The following is a 17,625-nucleotide window of genomic DNA, read 5'->3' as shown; positions in this document are numbered from 1 at the left end:
ACAATCTATGCCCCGCTTCAGCCATACGATAGACAGCCATGTTTACCAGTTCGCCAGCCTGAAGGAGCTGCTGGCCAAGGCCACGCCGCTGCGTTCGGGCGACGTGCTGGCGGGCGTAGCGGCGGCCAGCGCGCGCGAGCGGGTGGCGGCGCAGCTGGCGCTGGCGGAAGTGTCGCTATTGACCTTCCTCAATGAAGCGCTGGTGCCGTACGAAGACGATGAAGTCACGCGCCTGATCATCGATAGCCATGAGCGCTCCGCGTTTTCCCCCATCGCGCACCTGTGCGTGGGCGACTTTCGCGACTGGCTGCTCGACGACGCGACGGATACGCCAACGCTGGCGCGCGTCGCCGCCGGCATCACGCCGGAAATGGCGGCCGCCGTCTCAAAAATCATGCGCCTGCAGGACCTGGTGCTGGTGGCCAGGAAATGTAAAGTCGTCACGGCCTTTCGCAATACTCTGGGCCTGGATGGTTGCCTGTCCACGCGGCTGCAACCGAATCACCCGACGGACGACGCCACGGGGATTGCGGCGTCGATCCTCGATGGCCTGCTGCTGGGCAGCGGCGACGCCGTGATCGGCATCAATCCCGCTACCGACAATGTGGCGCAGGTGGTCTCGCTGCTGCACCTGCTCGATGCCGTCATCGACCAGTACCAAATCCCCACCCAGTCCTGCGTGCTCACGCACATTACCAATACCATCGAAGCGATACGCCGCGGCGCGCCCGTCGACCTAGTGTTCCAGTCGGTGGCGGGCACGCAGGCGGCCAACCGCAGCTTTGGCATCGACTTGTCCCTGCTGGCCGAGGGACAGGCGGCGGCCCTGTCGCTGGGGCGCGGTACCGTGGGCAACAACGTCATGTATTTCGAGACGGGGCAGGGCAGCGCCCTGTCGGCCGGCGCGCATCACGGCATGGACCAGCAGACGTGCGAAGCGCGCGCGTATGCGGTGGCGCGCGCGTATCAACCGCTGCTGGTCAATTCGGTGGTGGGCTTCATCGGCCCCGAGTACCTGTATGACGGCAAGCAGATCATGCGCGCGGGGCTGGAAGACCATTTCTGCGCCAAGCTGCTTGGGCTGCCCATGGGCTGCGACGTGTGCTACACCAACCATGCGGAGGCGGACCAGGACGACATGGATGCCTTGCTGACCATGCTGGGCGTGGCCGGCTGCAATTTCATCATGGGCGTGCCGGGCGCGGACGACATCATGCTGGGCTACCAGAGCACCTCGTTCCACGACGCGCTGTATGCGCGCCGCGTGCTGGGCCTGCGTCCGGCGCCCGAATTCGCAGCCTGGCTGGCGCGCATGCAGATCACCGATGCGCAGGGCCTTTTGCGCACGGCGCTGGCACCGGCCTTCCAGGCGGCCCTGCATCGCCTGGGGGCGCAAGTGTAAATTGACGCCCTGCGCCGCTGCGCTGGTGCGATAATCGGCAATCTCCCCATCCGACGCCAACATGCTGCCACCCGACCCCGATTCCCTCGATCCACAGGACTGGGACGCCTTTCGCGCGCAAAGCCACCAGATGCTCGACGATATGCTCGACTATCAGCAGCAGATCCGCCAGCGGCCCGTTTGGCAGCCGGCGCCCGACAGCGCGCGTGCCCGCTTCGCGCAGCCGCTGCCACGCGCGCCGGGCGCACTGGCCGACGCCCACGCCAGCTTCCTGCAGGACGTGCTGCCCTATGCCGTCGGCAACGTGCATCCCGGCTTCATGGGCTGGGTGCATGGCGGCGGCACGCCTGTGGGCATGCTGGCCGAGATGCTGGCGGCTGGCCTGAATGCGAATGTGGGTGGGCGCAACCAGATGCCGGTCGAGGTGGAGCGTCAGATTTCGCGCTGGATGGCCGAACTGTTCGGCTTTCCGGATACGGCCAGCGGCATTTTCGTGACGGGCACCTCGATGGCCAACCTGATGGGCGTGCTGGTGGCGCGCACGCAGACGCTGGGCGTGGCCGCGCGCCAGCAAGGCTTGCAAGGCGCGCCTCTGGTGGCCTACACCTCGGCCGCCGCGCATGGTTGCATCGCGCAGGCCATGGACCTGTCGGGCCTGGGCACGGCCGCCTTGCGCCGCGTCGCCGTCAATGGGCGCCTGCAGATCGACGTCGCTGCCTTGGCCCATGCCATCGCCACGGACCGCGCGGCGGGCTTGCGTCCCTTCTTCATCGCCGGCACGGCCGGCACCGTCGATACGGGCGCCATCGACGATTTATCAGCGCTGGCCGCGCTGGCCGCGCGCGAACAGCTATGGTTCCACGTGGATGGCGCGTATGGTGCTCTGGGCATGCTCTCGCCCCAGATAGCCCCCCTGCTGGCTGGGATCGAATTGGCCGATTCGCTGGCCTTCGATTTTCACAAGTGGGGACAGGTGCCTTATGACGCGGGCTTTTTCCTGGTGCGCGATGGCGCGCGGCACATGGCCGCCTTTGCCGCGCCGGCCGCGTATCTGCGGCGCGAGGCGCGTGGACTGGCCGGCGGTTCGCCATGGCCCTGCGACTTCGGCCCCGATCTGTCGCGCGGTTTCCGTGCCCTGAAAACCTGGTTCACCTTCAAGGTGCATGGCGCCGAGCGCATGGGCGCGGCGATCGCCCACACCTGTGCGCTGGCGCGCTACCTGGCAGAACGCGTGCAAGCCACGCCGGAACTGGAACTGCTGGCGCCCGTGACGTTGAATATCGTGTGCTTCCGCCATCGCGGCGTGGCCAGCGGCGATGGCGACGCCTTCAATGGCGAGATCGTCGCCGACCTGCACGAGTCGGGGATCGCTGCGCCATCGACCACCACCATCGGCGGCAAGCTGGCCATACGCGCCGCCATCGTCAATCACCGCACGCGTGCCGAGGATATCGACGCGCTGCTTGCGGGCGTGCTGCGCTTCGGCGCGGCGCGCCTGTCTTGAAGGGAATGTCCATGTACGATTTGATGCAACACGCGGCCACGCCGTATGCGCCGCTGATCGGGCTGGCGCCGTTGATGCGCCACGCCTTTCTGCGGCACGACCTGGCGCCGCTGGGGGAAGCGCTGCTGGCGCGCGCGCAGGCGCATCCCGAGGACGCGCATGCCTACATGGATTTTTCCATCGTGCTGCAGCTGAAAGGCCAGCGTGAGATGGCGCTGGCCGTACAGGCGCAGGCGATCGAACTGCAGCAGTTGTATGTACTGCCCGCGCAAGCGCCGGCATCCGGGCCGGGCATCAAGGTGCTGATGCTGACGGGGCCGGGAGACCTGATGTCAAATACGCCGATTGAATTTCTCGTCGAGCAGTCTGACGTGACGCTCGAACTGCTGTATGTCACGGCAGAGGGGACCTGGCCGGACGAAGTGCCGCAGCATGACGTGCTGCTGATCGGTGTGGCTGAATCGGATGCGAACCAGCCCTTGCTGGCGCGCCTGGCGCAATTCGTGCGGGACTGGCCGCGCCCCGTCGTCAACCTGCCGCAGCATATCGCGCATACCTCGCGTGATGGCCTGTGCGACAAATTGCAGGGGCTGGCCGGCGTGGCCATGCCGCGTACGGCGCGTATCAGCCGCGAACAGCTGGCAGCGCTTGCATCCGGACAAATGCCACTCGACGCGGTGCTTCCCGGCGACGCCTTTCCCCTGATTGTGCGTCCTCTCGGTTCGCATGCTGGGCATGACCTTGAAAAGATGACGCAGGCGAGTGACTTGCTCGCGTATCTGCAAACCGTCGACGCGGAACGTTTTTATATTTCCCGTTTTGTCGACTATCGTGGCGAGGATGGGCAGTTCCGCAAGTACCGCATCGTGCTGATCGACGGCTTGCCATACATCTGCCACTTCGCCGTCTCGTCGCACTGGATGATTCACTACCTGAACGCGGGTATGGATGAAAGCGCTGCCAAGCGTGCCGAGGAAGCGCAGTGCATGCTGAACTTCGAACATGCGTTCGCGCGGCGCCATGCTGCCGCACTGCGCGCCATCGATGCGCGCATGGGCATGCCCTACCTGGGTATCGACTGTGCCGAAACCCGCGACGGCGAGTTGCTGGTCTTTGAGGCCGACAACGCCATGATCGTGCATGCCATGGATGCCGAAGAGATGTATCCGTACAAGCGTCCGGCCATGCACAAGGTATTCACTGCTTTTCGCGCCATGCTGGCGCGGGCGGCGGCCGGTAACTGATCAGTTGCCGAGCAGCTGCTCCAGCAGCCGGCGCTTGGCCGCGCTGCGCCCGGCCTCCCAGTAGTTGTCGAACTGCAGTAGCAGTTTGCCATCGCGGTGAATGCGAATGCACTGCGGCTTGCCCAGCATGACGGCGTGCACGTAGCTGGCGAATGATTCGGCAAAGTCTTCATGCATGCTGGTGGCCGCATACAGGGTGGCGAAGTTCGCGCTGCGCAGCTGCGCGTAGGCGTCCTGCATCTGGCTGGCGGCCAGGCGAGGCGCCTGGTAGTACGCGATATCGCCACGTAGCGGGAAGTCGTTTCCGGACAGGGGCACGACCTCTTTCTCCGGCGTGATGCGCCAGGCCAGGGGCAGGTAACGGTAGTCGTCCGTCTCGCGCATGGCCTGCGCATCGTTCCACCATTCGGGCAGCAAGCCCCTGCCAGCGGCCAGCACATGGCCGAATTCATGCAACAGCAGGTATTGCAGCGCGCCTTGGCGGTGATCGTCCTGTGGCGCGGCGATCTGCGCTTCCAGGCGGTAGCCGTGCACTGGCGTGAACGGCGTATTTTCTTTCCAGCTCGCCCAGGCATTCGCCGTGCGCGCCTCGAACGCATCCACATCGAGCGCCACGACCACGCCCAGGATCACCCCTTCGGCGCTGGCGACGATATCGCTGATGGCCGAAGAACCCAGTTGCCGCGCAAAACGCACGCCCAGCAGCACGCCATCGAGCAGGGCCAGCACGCAAGCCGGCATGCCGGCCATCGCCGCGCGCACATCGGCGTGAAAGTCGGCACGCACTTCTGTCGAGGCAGGCTTCGCGGCCACGCCGTTGGACGCATTGACTTGCGCCACATGGGCGATGATTTCATCCTGGGCGGGACCGAGACGTTCAAGCAGGGGCAAGTCGTATTGCTGGTCCCACAGCGTGGCATCGGCTGCAACAATCATGGCACTCCTCGAATGGATAGGGACGGTGATAACATGCTTAGCGGCGCAGTGTAGCAAGGATACGCATGCGCGGGGAGGATGACATGGCTGACAAGCACACCTTTGGCGACAGTTCCTGGCAAGCCCTGCGCCGGCATACGGCGGCGCGCATCGCGCTCGGGCGCCACGGCGTCAGCGTGCCGACCAGTGCGCAGCTGGCGTTCCAGCTGGCCCACGCACAGGCGCGCGACGCCGTACACCTGGCGCTCGATGGCGAGGCCCTGGCACGCGCCCTGGCCGCGCAAGGGCAAGACTGCGTGCAGCTGCACAGCGCCGCCACCACGCGCGCCGAGTATCTGCAACGCCCCGACCTGGGGCGCCGGCTCGACGACGCTTCACGCGCGCGGCTGGTGGCCGGTGCTACGCGAGTCGACCTGGCGCTGGTGGCGGCCGATGGCCTGTCGGCGCTGGCGCTACAACGCCACGCGGCGCCGTTCCTGGCCACCTTGCGCGCACGGCTGGCGGCAGAAGCGTGGACGCTGTCGCCGGTGTACGTCGTGGCGCAGGGGCGGGTGGCCATCGGCGACGAGGTGGGGCAGTTGCTGCAGGCGAAGGCTGTGCTGGTGCTGATCGGCGAGCGGCCGGGCCTGAGTTCCCCAGACAGCCTGGGCCTGTATCTGACGTGGGCACCCACAGTGGGCTTGCTGGACGAGCGCCGCAACTGCATCTCGAACGTGCGTCCCGAGGGCCTGGCGTATGCGCAAGCGGCGTACCGGCTGCACTACCTGCTGTCGCAGGCGTTCAGCCGGCAGTTGTCGGGCGTGGCATTGAAGGATGAAACGCTGGAAGAGGGCGCGGCCCTGGCGGGCTCGCGCAACTTTCTGCTGGAGTGATCAGACTTCGCGGATTTCGTCCAGCGGCCAGCGCGGGCGCACATTGAACGAGTAATCGTACTTGGCGGCCTGCGGGTTGATCTGCAGGCGCATGGCGCCGGCAAAGGCGATCATGGCGCCGTTGTCGGTGCAAAATTCCAGCTCCGGGTAATACACCTTGAAACGTTTCTTGGCGGCGGCCGCGTTGAGCGAGGCGCGCAGCTGCGCGTTGGCGCCCACGCCGCCGGCGATCACCAGGCGCTTCAATCCCGTGTGCTTGAGGGCAGCCACGCATTTGGCCGTCAGCACGTCGACGATGGCGTCGACGAAGCCGCGCGCGATATTCGCCTTGTCCTGCTCGCAGATATTGGCGATGACTTTTTCTTCGTGGTTCTTCACCACCGTCAGCACGGCCGTCTTCAGGCCGGAAAAGCTGAAATTGAAATCCTTCGAGTGCAGCATGGGGCGCGGCAGCTTGTACGCCAGCGGATCGCCGAATTCGGCCAGGCGCGAAATGGCGGGGCCGCCCGGATAACCGAGGCCCAACAGCTTGGCTGACTTGTCGAACGCCTCGCCTGCCGCATCATCGAGCGTTTCGCCCAGCATGGTGTACTGGCCCACGCCATCGACGCGCATCAGTTGTGTGTGGCCGCCCGACACCAGCAGCGCGATGAAGGGGAATTCCGGCGGCTCGGACGCCAGCAGCGGCGACAACAGATGGCCTTCCAGATGGTGGATACCGAGCACCGGTTTGTTGATGGCCAGGCCCAGGCTGCACGCGACGGAGGAACCCACCAGCAGCGCGCCAGCCAAGCCAGGACCTTGCGTGTAGGCGATGGCGTCGATCTCGGGCAGGGTGATGCCGGCCTTGGCCAAGGTCTCTTCCAGCAGCGGGATGGCGCGGCGGATATGGTCGCGCGACGCCAGTTCCGGCACTACGCCGCCATATTGCTCGTGCATGGCGACTTGCGAATAGAGGGCGTGCGACAGCAGGCCGCGTTGCGTGTCGTACAAGGCCAGGCCGGTTTCGTCACAGGAGGATTCGACGCCAAGAACAATCATGAAGGTGCGGGGTAGGGAGGAGTAATCCGCCATTGTAAAGGAAAGCCGGGCAGTCCAGCGTGCGGCCGGCGCACCATTTCGGCGGCAGTGTGCACTTGCGCAGTGCGCCGCACTGGTGTTTTGTTCCCGATTTCCCCCTTTTTTTGCCTGTGTTGGCACTGGCATCGCTTTTGCTTAGGCAAGCGTGTGCCTTTTTCAAGGAGCTAGCAATGCCGGAACAATGGAAAATGATTTGCCGCCTGAAGGACATGCCGCAGGCGGGCGCGCGCATGGTGCAGCGGGGACTGGCGTGGCAGGACTTGCCGGGCGTGGCGCTGTTTCGCGCGGTGGACGATACGGTGTACGCGCTGCTTGACACGGTGCCCTGCCTGGGCGGCCCGCTGGCGCACGGGGTGCTGATGGAGATAAACCTGATGGGGCCGAAGAACAGCTGGATCATCGAGCTCGATTCGGGCCGCCTGGTGGCGCCCGTGCAGGGCATGGCGCGCATGTACGCCGTGCGCATCATGGACGGGCGCATCTACCTGGACGTCAATGAACTCAACATCCCGGCCAGCAAGGCCGAACAGGCGCTGGCGGGATCGTACGCCGTGCTGCCGCATGTGCAGATGGCAGTGTGAAGAAAAAAACGGCGCACAGGGCGCCGTTCATAAACACAGGCGTATTACGCCGGGCGGTTCAATAAATGCGCATGCGCATCGCGCAGCATGGTCGCCGTCGTGTCCCAGTCGATGCAGCCGTCGGTGACGGAGCAGCCGTAGGTCAGTTGCGACAGGTCTTGCGGGATCTTCTGGTTGCCGCCAACGATGTTCGATTCGATCATCACGCCCACCAGCGAGTGGTTGCCCTGGCGGATCTGGTTGACCACGTCGGCCATCACCAGCGGCTGCAGTTCCGGCTTTTTATAGCTGTTCGCGTGGGAGCAGTCGACCACCAGGTTGGCTGGCAGCTTGGCCTTGGCCAGCGCCTGTTCGGCGATGGCGATCGAGACCGAATCGTAGTTCGGGCGGCCGTCGCCGCCGCGCAGCACCACGTGGCCATACGCGTTGCCGCGCGTGCGCACGATGGCGACATTGCCTTCGGCGTTAATGCCCAGGAAGGAGTGCGGGTGCGCCGACGACAAGATCGCGTTGACGGCGATGCTGATGTCGCCATCGGTGCCGTTCTTGAAGCCGACTGGCGTCGACAGGCCGGACGACATTTCACGGTGCGTCTGCGATTCGGTGGTGCGCGCGCCGATGGCTGTCCAGGCGATCAGGTCGCCCAGGTATTGCGGCGAGATCGGGTCCAGTGCTTCGGTGGCGGTAGGCATGCCCAGTTCGCACACGTCGAGCAGGAACTTGCGCGCCTTTTCCATGCCTTCGTTGACCTTGAACGAATCGTCCATGTAGGGGTCGTTGATATAGCCCTTCCAGCCCGTGGTGGTACGCGGTTTTTCGAAATACACGCGCATCACCAGCAGCATCGTGTCCTTGACTTCCTCTTGCAGCGCTTTCAGGCGGCGTGCGTAATCGAGGCCGGCGACGGGGTCGTGGATCGAGCACGGACCGACGACGACGAACAGGCGCTGGTCCTTGCGGTCGATGATGTTGCGCAGCGCTTCGCGGCCGCGGCTGACGGTGTCGAAGGCACTCTCCGACAGCGGCAGTTTGGCGTGCAATTCGGCCGGTGTCGGCATGGGCGCGAAGGAAGTGACGTTGATATTTTCGATGTCTGGCGTATTCATGATTCTGGCTCGGCTTTCGCTATTGCGTTCTTTAAGAGGCAATAGTGTAGCGGAAATGCGGCCTGGCGGCGTGGCTGGCCGCCAAATGGCAGCGGATGAGTTGTTATTGTGGCAGGCTGGCCTACTTAGGCCGCCACGCCCGCGCTTCCGCTTGCCCGGCTGTTGCATCGGCGCCAATCCGTGTAAGCTGGCGCCATGACGACTGTTTCCATCCCCCATACCGATGTGGCCGGTGAGCCATTCCCCGCTGCACGTTTCATCAAAGAAATAGGACGCGGCAAGAACGGCGCGCGCAGCATGACGCGCATGGATGCCCGCGCCCTGTACCGCGCCATGCTTGAGGGCCGCGTGTCGGACCTGGAGCTGGGCGGCATTTTGTTGTCGATGCGCATCAAGGGTGAGTCCGTGGACGAGATCGCCGGTTTCCTCGATGCGGCCGAAGCGTCGTTCGCCCCGCTGGCCGCGCCGGCCGGCGAGTACGCACCCATCATCATTCCCAGCTATAACGGCGCGCGCAAGATGGCCAATCTGACGGCCTTGCTGGCGCTGCTGCTGGCGCGCGCGGGGGCGCCCGTGCTCGTGCATGGCGTGGCGAGCGACCCGGGCCGCATCACCACGGCAGAAGTGCTGGCCGCGCTGGGCGTGCCCGCCTCGCCGGACCATGCGCAAGCCGAGGCCGCCATGATGCGCGGGGAAGCCGCCTTTTTGTCCATCGAAGCGCTGGCGCCGCGCCTGGCACACATGCTGTCGCTGCGGCGCGTGCTGGGCGTGCGCAATTCCACGCATACCCTGGTGAAAATCATGCAGCCGTTCGCCGGGCCGGCCCTGCGCCTGGTGTCGTACACGCACCCGGAATACCTGGAAATGCTCGGTGAATATTTCCTGACTGCCTCTGATCCCGCGCGCGGCGACGCTTTCCTGATGCGCGGCACGGAAGGCGAGACGGTGGCCAACGCCAACAAGGCGCAGCAGATCGACTGGTTCCAAGGCAGCGAACGCACGGTGCTGGTGGAAAAGCAGTTGCTGGTCGAGGAGTTGCCCCATTTGCCCGCCGAGCGCGATGCGGCCACCACGGCCGCCTGGATCGCTGCCGTGCTGCGCGGCGAGGTGCCCGTGCCGCCGTCGATCGCCGGGCAAGTGGAGCAATGCCTGATGGCATCGCGGCAGATTGCAGCACGGCCGCGCTAGCCGCGTCGCCGCAGTTTACAATGGCGTCTTTGTAATCAGCGGTGAGCGGAATTCTTATGGCAAAACAATTTGATGTGGCAGTGATCGGCGCGGGCGCGGCCGGCATGATGTGTGCGGCGGTGGCCGCGCAGCAAGGCAAGCGCGTGGTGTTGATCGATCACGCGGCCAAGCTGGCCGAAAAGATCCGCATCTCGGGTGGTGGACGGTGTAATTTCACCAATATTAACGCCACACCGCAAAATTTCCTCTCGGAAAATCCGCATTTCTGCAAAAGCGCGCTGTCGCGCTACACGCCGCAGGATTTCCTCGCGCTGGTGAAAAAATACCGCATCGGCTACCACGAGAAGCACAAGGGCCAGCAATTCTGCAATGAATCGGCCGAGCAGATCATCGACATGCTCAAAGACGAGTGCGCCGCTGGCGGCGTGCACTGGCGCATGCCGTGCAAGATCGACAATGTTGTCCAGCAAGATGATGGCGGCTTCGTGCTGCAGACCGATAGCGGCGACATCGAGACGGCCAGCATCGTCATCGCCACGGGCGGCCTGTCGATCCCGAAGATCGGCGCCACGGATTTTGCCTACCGCATCGCCAAACAATTCGATCTGATGATGGTCGAGCCGCGTCCGGCCCTGGTGCCGCTGACGTTCGATGCGGACAGCTGGGCGCCGTTCGCGGAACTGTCCGGCATCGCTTTGGAAGTGGATGTGGAAACGGGTAGCCTGAAAGGCCGCAAGGCAACGGGTGCGCGTTTCCGCGAAGATTTGCTGTTTACCCATCGCGGCCTGTCCGGTCCGGCGATTTTGCAAATTTCCAGCTACTGGCTGCCGGGCGAGCCCGTCGTCATCAATCTGCTGCCGGAAGTGGACGTGGCGCAGACCCTCATCGAAGGCAAGGGCACCTTGAAGAAGCAGTTGGGCAATATCGTGGCGCAATGGCTGCCACAGCGCCTGGCTGACTGCTTGCTGGCCGTCAACGGCCTGGCGCCGGATGCGCGCATCGCCGACATGCCCGATGCCCAGCTGCGCAAGCTGGGGCAGGCCATCAATGCCTGGTCCATCGTGCCGAACGGTTCCGAAGGCTACCGCAAGGCCGAAGTGACGCGGGGCGGCATCGATACGCGCGAACTGTCGCAGCAGACCATGATGGCCAATAAAGTGCCGGGCCTGTATTTCATCGGCGAAGCGGTCGACGTGACGGGCTGGCTGGGCGGCTACAACTTCCAGTGGGCCTGGGCCTCGGGCGTGGCGGCAGGAATTGCCTTGCAGTAATACTTGGTTGTTGCATGGCCGCAGTTTGTGACCACAGGTGATAATTTTCTTGACTTCAATGAAACGGTGTTGAATACTTGGCATGTAAATTGACTTCCAGACATTTTCTGTGTCTGATGGCAATTAAATAAACATTACCCTGGAGTCACCATGAAACGCCTGATCGCCGCCGCTGCAGTTGCCTTGCTCAGCACCAGCGCCTTTGCCAGCACGCCCGTGCTGAGCAATGGCGGTTTTGAAAACAATACCGTCGGTGGCGGCTACGTCTATGGCGACGTGGCGCCGGGCTGGAGTTTCACCGGTGGCGCCGGCGTGTCGGCCAGCTACACGGCCTGGAATGGCGTGGCGCAGGAAGGCAACGCCTTTGCGTTCCTGCAAAACACGGCATCGGTCTCGCAAAGCTTCGTCAGCGCGGGCGCGGCCAATTACACCTTCGCCTTCAACCTGGCGCTGCGCCCTGGTTACGACCAGGGCCAGTCCGTGACGGTCAGCCTGGACGGCACGCAACTGGGCCAGTATGGCGTGAGCAACACGGGCTGGACCAGCTTCAATGTGAATGCGCTCAACATCGGCGCAGGCAACCATACCCTGAGCTTTGCCGGCACCAATCCGGGCAATGCCCGCGATACCTCGGCCTTCCTGGACGGCGTCAGCATGAATGTCAGCGCCGTGCCGGAACCGGGCACGTATGCCATGCTGCTGGCCGGCCTGGGTTTGCTGGGTTTCATGGCGCGCCGCCGCAAGAGCGCTGTTTAAGCAATGCCGGCTGCCCGATGCGTGGTTTACGCCACATCCGGGCAGTAATCGCAGGCTGCATGCCGCACGCGAGTGGGGATGGGACTTCCCTTTTCGAATAAAAGCTGCTACTATCTATCTCTTCCTATACACCACCTCAACGGTTTGAATTTTACATGACCACTATTCGCCTTAAAGAAAACGAGCCGTTCGAAGTCGCAATGCGTCGCTTCAAACGCACCATCGAAAAAACTGGTCTGCTGACCGAATTGCGTGCTCGCGAATTCTACGAAAAACCAACAGCTGAGCGCAAGCGCAAGCTGGCAGCTGCTGTCAAGCGTCATTACAAACGCATCCGCAGCCAACAACTGCCGAAAAAATTATTCTAAGACTGTCCAGTCAGAACCAACCCGGGTAGTACGGCGCATTGTTCGCCACGGGTTTTGTTTTGATTCGCCTGGAGTGATACTTCAGATGAGTCGCATACCCGCTCCGGTTCGCCGCAGCGGGTTTTCGCTTTTGTGGCCGCCTGCTTAGCCTGCGCGCACTAGCATCGAGCCCCATTACCACTTACCAACACGAGGATTGCCATGAGCTTGAAAGAACAAATTACCGAAGACATGAAAAACGCCATGCGCGCCAAGGAAGCGGGCAAGCTGGGCACGATTCGCCTGTTGCTGGCGGAAATCAAGCGCAAGGAAGTCGACGAGCGCATCGAATTGACGGATGCCCACGTGACGGCCATCGTGGAAAAAATGATCAAGCAGCGCAAGGATTCGATCACCCAGTTCGAAGCCGGTGGCCGTGCCGACCTGGCCGACATCGAAAAAGCCGAGCTGGTGCACCTGGCCGGCTACATGCCTGCCGGTCTGTCGGATGAAGAAGTGGCGGCCGAAGTGGCTGCCGCCGTGGCCGCCTCGGGCGCCGCCGGTCCGCAAGACATGGGCAAGGTCATGGCCATCGTCAAGCCGAAGCTGGCCGGTCGCGCCGACATGACGGTGGTGTCCGCCCTGGTCAAGAAAGCCCTGACGCCAGCAGCGTAAGCATGTCATAGTAGTAATCTAGTAATCGGCTGCCGGCCCATGCTGGCAGCCGCTCAAATCGCCCACACGTTGACCTGGCTCAACCTCAGGCCACGTGCGGTAGTATAGTCTGACCTATAACAAGACCCGCCCTAGCCAGTGATACCTCAATCCTTCATTTCCGATTTGCTCAACCGCGTCGATATCGTCGATGTGGTGGGCCGCTATGTGCAACTGAAAAAAGGTGGCGCCAATTTCATGGGCTTGTGCCCGTTTCATAGTGAAAAATCGCCCAGCTTTACCGTCAGCCCCACCAAGCAGTTCTACCACTGCTTCGGCTGTGGCGCGCATGGCACCTCGATCGGCTTCCTGATCGAATACTCGGGCATGGGCTTTGTCGATGCCGTCAAGGACCTGGCGCAAAACGTGGGCATGGTCGTGCCGGAAGCTGATGACAAGATCCCGCCAGCCCAGCGCGCGCAGATCCAGGCGCAAAGCATGGCCCTGTCCGACGCCATGACGCAGGCTTGCGATTACTACCGTGGCCAGTTGCGTCACGCGCCGGAAGCCATCGCCTACCTGAAGAACCGGGGCTTGACGGGCGAAGTGGCCGCTCGCTTCGGCATGGGTTTTGCGCCCGGCGGCTGGGATAATTTACGTTCCGTCTTCCCTGATTACGACGTGACGGCCCTGGCCGAGGCCGGTCTCGTGATCGACAAGGTCGATGAAGAGGGCAATAACCGCAAGCGCTATGACCGTTTCCGCGAGCGCATCATGTTTCCGATTCGCAATACCAAAGGCCAGGTCATCGCCTTTGGTGGCCGCGTGCTCGACCATGGTGAACCGAAATACCTGAACTCGCCGGAAACCCCCTTGTTTTCCAAGGGTTTCGAACTATATGGGTTGTTCGAGGCGCGCCAGGCCATCCGCGACGCCGGCTATGTGCTGGTGACGGAGGGTTATATGGACGTGGTGGCGCTGGCGCAGATGGGTTTCCCGCAGGCGGTGGCGACCCTGGGCACGGCGTGCACGCCCACCCACGTGCAAAAACTGCTGCGTCAGACCGATAACGTGATTTTCAGCTTCGACGGCGACAAGGCCGGCCGTCGTGCCGCGCGCCGCGCGCTCGAAGCGAGCCTGGCCCACGTGTCGGACAACAAGACCATCAAATTCCTGTTCTTGCCATCGGAGCACGATCCGGATAGTTATATCCGCGAATTCGGCACCGAAGGTTTTGAGCAGCAAGTGCATGAAGCCATGCCGCTGTCGCAATTCTTGCTGAAAGAAGTGTCTGGCGAGCATGATCTGTCGGAACCGGAAGGGCGCGCCCGCGTGCAGTTCGACGCCAAGCCTCTGCTGCAGTTGATGGCGCCGTCGTCCCTGCGCCTGCAGATCGTGCGCGGCCTGGCGCAGCTGACGCAATCCACGCCGGCCGAAATCGAAGCCCTGTTCGAGCTGGCGAAACCGGTTGCCGTGGCGCGCCGCGCGCCGCCGAAATCGGGTCGCCCTGTGCCCGTGGGACTGGAATTGAAGATCATGCGCATGCTGGTGGCGCATCCGCCCCTGAGCCTGCGCATCGACGAGGCCGCCCTGACCGCTTTCCAGCACCTGGGGCCGGATGCAGCCCATAGTCTGGGGCAACTGGTGGCTGTGGGTCAGGCGCTGGGCGAACACGGCAGTTTTGCCGCGCTGGCGCAGCAGTTGAAGGAGCTGGGCAGCGAATACGACGAGATCATCGGCGAGATCGCGGCCGGCACGGAATCCGATTACGACAGCGAATTGTCGTGGCTGGTGAGCACCATCCGCGAGATCAAATTGAATGCCTTGAAGGCGGAATTGCAGCAATTGTTTGCGTCGGGTTTGCCATCGGAGAAAATTGGTGTACGCTACCGCGAAATCACGCAGGAGCAAGGCGAGTTGGAACGCGAACGCGATGCCGAGTTGGTGAATCGCTAATCTTGCTCTGAGGGTATGGCGCGCACTGGAAAAACATTTTTCGCGTGCTATAATTAAATGCTAAGTATTGTGTGCTTTGGCAAGCTAGTTCTGTTTCGTAAATAGTATTTGTTTTCAGTAAGTTAGGCTCTTGATCGGCGCGGTGGATCGTGTCGGCAGCCAGGGCCAACTGGCGTTTTCGGCGTTGCGGGCAAGGCTCGCAGACGCTGGCAAGCCGCGCCAGGCTCTCGCTCCCAACGCGGTCGATGCAGGAATTTTTGCCGAGACGGCTGGCAACAGCCGGTGGACAGGAATTGCTGCGCTTCCCGCGGATCGTGGCCGATGAGGTGTAAGTAACGTAACAGTGTCGGATTTGCGTTGTCGGCAGGTTCGAAGATGGTGGTTCCCGCAGGTAGACAGGGAACTGGCAGCAAACTTTATCCTAATCCACCGTAAAGCAAGTCGTTGTGTAATCGAAAGCGCCTGTGCCAATCAAGAAACCCGAATCCAAAGCGGCTGTAAAGCCCACTAAAGTTACCACGAAAGCCGAAAAGGCGCTCGACCGGCCAGAAGCGCGCGTGACCAGCGCGCCCGTGGTCAGCCAGACCACCGACGCCGCCACCTTGGCGGCCATCGATACGTCCGGGTATGTCTTGCCGTCGGTAAAAGTACCAGGCCGCCGCGGCCGCAAGCCAAAAGAATTCCAGCCAGAAAATGATGAAGTCGCCGCCCTGAACGCCGTCGAGCGGGCCGAACTGAAGGCCGTCGACAAGGCCAAGGCCAAGGATCGCAAGGCAAAAGAGCGCGCGTTGCTGAAAGACGCTTTCTCGTCCGATACGGAAGCGAGCGAGGAAGAACTCGAGCGCCGGCGCCAGAAACTCAAGACCCTGATCAAGTTCGGCAAGGAACGTGGTTTCCTGACCTACGCGGAAATCAACGATCACTTGCCCGAAAACATCGTCGATCCGGAAGCCATCGAAGGCATCATCGGTACCTTCAATGACATGGGCATCGCCGTCTACGAACACGCGCCCGATGCGGAAACGTTGTTGCTGTCCGATAACGTTGCCGTCGTCACCAGCGACGACGAGGCGGAAGCGGCGGCCGAGGCCGCATTGTCGACCGTCGATTCCGACTTTGGCCGCACCACCGACCCCGTGCGCATGTACATGCGCGAAATGGGCTCGGTCGAGCTGCTGACGCGTGAAGGCGAGATCGAGATTGCCAAGCGCATCGAAGATGGCTTGAAAGACATGATCCAGGCCATTTCCGCCTGCCCCGTGACGATCGCCGAGATCATCGCCGCCGCCGACCGCATCGCCAACGAAGAGATCAAGATCGATGAAATCGTCGACGGCCTCGTCGATGAAAGCGAACCGGTCGCCGCCGCTCCTGTCGTGGCCGCTCCCGTCGAAGAAGACGAGGAAGAAGGCGAAGCGGAAGAAGAGGAAGTCGAAGAAGAGGAAGAGGCGAACGCTTCCGGCGCGGCCGGCTTCTCCGCCGAGCAGCTGGAAACGCTGAAACGCACGGCGCTGGAAAAATTTGCCGTCATTTCGCATCAGTTCGACAAGATGCGCCGCGCTTTCGAAAAAGAAGGCTACAACTCCAAGCCCTACGCCAAGGCGCAGGAAGCCATTTCGCAAGAGTTGCTGGGCATCCGCTTCACGGCCAAGGTGGTGGAAAAGCTGTGCGACACCCTGCGCGGCCAGGTCGACGAGGTGCGCCATATCGAGAAGCAGATCCTCGACGTGGCCGTGAACCGCTGCGGCATGCCGCGCGCCCACTTCATCAAGGTCTTCCCCGGCAATGAAACCAACCTCGAGTGGGTCGATGGCGAAGTCAACGCAGGACACGCGTATAGCGCCATCCTGGGCCGCAACATTCCGACCGTCAAGGAACTGCAGCAGCGCCTGATCGACCTGCAGGCGCGCGTCGTGCTGCCGCTGCCGGACTTGCGCAACATCAACCGCCAGATGGCGGCCGGTGAAATGAAAGCGCGCAAGGCCAAGCGCGAAATGACGGAGGCCAACTTGCGCCTGGTGATTTCGATCGCCAAGAAATACACGAACCGCGGCCTGCAATTCCTCGATCTGATCCAGGAAGGCAATATCGGCCTGATGAAGGCCGTCGACAAGTTCGAGTATCGCCGCGGCTACAAGTTCTCGACGTATGCGACCTGGTGGATCCGCCAGGCCATCACGCGCTCGATCGCCGACCAGGCGCGCACGATCCGCATTCCCGTGCACATGATCGAGACGATCAACAAGATGAACCGGATCTCGCGCCAGATCCTGCAGGAAACGGGCGCGGAACCCGATCCGGCCACCCTGGCGATCAAGATGGAAATGCCCGAGGACAAGATTCGCAAGATCATGAAAATCGCCAAGGAACCGATCTCGATGGAAACGCCGATCGGCGACGACGACGATTCCCACCTGGGCGACTTCATCGAGGACAACAACACCCTGGCACCGGCCGACGCAGCGCTGCACGCGTCCATGCGGGGCGTCGTCAAGGACGTGCTCGACTCCCTGACGCCACGCGAAGCCAAAGTGCTGCGCATGCGTTTCGGCATCGAAATGTCCACCGATCACACATTGGAAGAAGTAGGCAAGCAATTTGACGTGACGCGCGAGCGCATCCGCCAGATCGAAGCCAAGGCGCTGCGTAAGCTGCGCCACCCATCGCGCTCCGACAAGCTGAAAAGCTTCTTGGAAGGCAACTAGAAGCCAATAGGGCTTGACGTGCG

At 62.7% G+C, this 17,625-nt stretch carries 15 protein-coding genes; 12 read left to right on the top strand and 3 right to left on the bottom strand.

The genetic code is table 11. The features are described 5' to 3' along the window. The first annotated feature begins 7 nt into the window (after positions 1 to 7). The 3 genes from CNX70_RS24805 to CNX70_RS24795 all read left to right on the top strand — a co-directional run bounded on the left by CNX70_RS24805 (position 8) and on the right by CNX70_RS24795 (position 4,150). Complete coding sequence (locus tag CNX70_RS24805; protein ID WP_096237722.1) at positions 8 to 1,402, top strand: ethanolamine ammonia-lyase subunit EutB; 1,395 nt, start codon at positions 8 to 10, stop codon at positions 1,400 to 1,402. 61 nt (positions 1,403 to 1,463) lie between these two features. Then, positions 1,464 to 2,906, top strand: a complete 1,443-nt coding sequence (locus tag CNX70_RS24800) for a pyridoxal phosphate-dependent decarboxylase family protein (protein WP_096237721.1) — start codon at positions 1,464 to 1,466, stop codon at positions 2,904 to 2,906. Between the two features lie 11 nt (positions 2,907 to 2,917). Continuing rightward, positions 2,918 to 4,150, top strand: a complete 1,233-nt coding sequence (locus CNX70_RS24795; RefSeq protein ID WP_244198950.1) for an ATP-grasp domain-containing protein — start codon at positions 2,918 to 2,920, stop codon at positions 4,148 to 4,150. Here CNX70_RS24795 and CNX70_RS24790 read toward each other — a convergent pair whose 3' ends face one another. After that, complete coding sequence (locus CNX70_RS24790; RefSeq protein ID WP_096237720.1) at positions 4,151 to 5,086, bottom strand: hypothetical protein; 936 nt, start codon at positions 5,084 to 5,086, stop codon at positions 4,151 to 4,153. Between the two features lie 83 nt (positions 5,087 to 5,169). Here CNX70_RS24790 and eutC point away from each other — a divergent pair, with 83 nt between their 5' ends. Further along, positions 5,170 to 5,958, top strand: coding sequence for an ethanolamine ammonia-lyase subunit EutC (gene eutC / locus CNX70_RS24785; protein WP_096238669.1), 789 nt, complete (start codon positions 5,170 to 5,172; stop codon positions 5,956 to 5,958). Here eutC and tsaD read toward each other — a convergent pair whose 3' ends face one another. Further along, entirely contained in the window at positions 5,959 to 6,999 is a 1,041-nt protein-coding gene (tsaD, locus tag CNX70_RS24780) for a tRNA (adenosine(37)-N6)-threonylcarbamoyltransferase complex transferase subunit TsaD (protein ID WP_096237719.1), read from the bottom strand. Between the two features lie 209 nt (positions 7,000 to 7,208). Here tsaD and CNX70_RS24775 point away from each other — a divergent pair, with 209 nt between their 5' ends. Beyond that, positions 7,209 to 7,619 carry a nitrite reductase (NAD(P)H) small subunit gene (locus CNX70_RS24775; RefSeq protein ID WP_096237718.1) on the top strand — a complete coding sequence of 137 codons (411 nt, stop codon included), beginning with the start codon at positions 7,209 to 7,211 and terminating at the stop codon, positions 7,617 to 7,619. 44 nt (positions 7,620 to 7,663) lie between these two features. On the opposite strand, the gene CNX70_RS24770 is transcribed toward CNX70_RS24775, so the two are convergent. Then, positions 7,664 to 8,725, bottom strand: coding sequence for a 3-deoxy-7-phosphoheptulonate synthase (locus tag CNX70_RS24770; protein WP_096237717.1), 1,062 nt, complete (start codon positions 8,723 to 8,725; stop codon positions 7,664 to 7,666). A gap of 195 nt (positions 8,726 to 8,920) precedes the next feature. Here CNX70_RS24770 and ybiB point away from each other — a divergent pair, with 195 nt between their 5' ends. From ybiB to rpoD, 7 genes are all read left to right on the top strand, one after another. Next, the gene (gene ybiB, locus CNX70_RS24765; protein ID WP_096237716.1) at positions 8,921 to 9,913 is read left to right on the top strand and encodes a DNA-binding protein YbiB; all 993 of its coding nucleotides are present in this window, start codon (positions 8,921 to 8,923) and stop codon (positions 9,911 to 9,913) included. 56 nt (positions 9,914 to 9,969) lie between these two features. Next, positions 9,970 to 11,184, top strand: coding sequence for a BaiN/RdsA family NAD(P)/FAD-dependent oxidoreductase (locus CNX70_RS24760; RefSeq protein ID WP_096237715.1), 1,215 nt, complete (start codon positions 9,970 to 9,972; stop codon positions 11,182 to 11,184). A gap of 150 nt (positions 11,185 to 11,334) precedes the next feature. Beyond that, a complete protein-coding gene (locus CNX70_RS24755; RefSeq protein WP_096237714.1) occupies positions 11,335 to 11,940 on the top strand; it encodes an FxDxF family PEP-CTERM protein in 606 nt (201 codons plus the stop codon). 155 nt (positions 11,941 to 12,095) lie between these two features. Further along, complete coding sequence (rpsU, locus tag CNX70_RS24750) at positions 12,096 to 12,308, top strand: 30S ribosomal protein S21 (RefSeq protein WP_008451879.1); 213 nt, start codon at positions 12,096 to 12,098, stop codon at positions 12,306 to 12,308. 201 nt (positions 12,309 to 12,509) lie between these two features. Next, positions 12,510 to 12,962: a GatB/YqeY domain-containing protein gene (locus CNX70_RS24745; RefSeq protein WP_058049818.1), complete on the top strand. Its 453-nt coding sequence runs from the start codon at positions 12,510 to 12,512 to the stop codon at positions 12,960 to 12,962. Positions 12,963 to 13,100: 138 nt separating this feature from the next. Continuing rightward, on the top strand, positions 13,101 to 14,897 hold the full coding sequence (dnaG, locus tag CNX70_RS24740; RefSeq protein ID WP_096237713.1) for a DNA primase: 1,797 nt from the start codon (positions 13,101 to 13,103) through the stop codon (positions 14,895 to 14,897). 464 nt (positions 14,898 to 15,361) lie between these two features. Continuing rightward, positions 15,362 to 17,602: an RNA polymerase sigma factor RpoD gene (gene rpoD, locus CNX70_RS24735; protein WP_096237712.1), complete on the top strand. Its 2,241-nt coding sequence runs from the start codon at positions 15,362 to 15,364 to the stop codon at positions 17,600 to 17,602. Positions 17,603 to 17,625: the final 23 nt, after the last annotated feature.

The sequence above is a fragment of the Janthinobacterium svalbardense genome, assembly GCF_002327145.1.
GTDB classification, from domain to species: domain Bacteria; phylum Pseudomonadota; class Gammaproteobacteria; order Burkholderiales; family Burkholderiaceae_D; genus Janthinobacterium; species Janthinobacterium tructae.
Note: the sequence above shows the minus strand (reverse complement) of the source record. Positions and strands in the feature narration are given on the sequence as shown.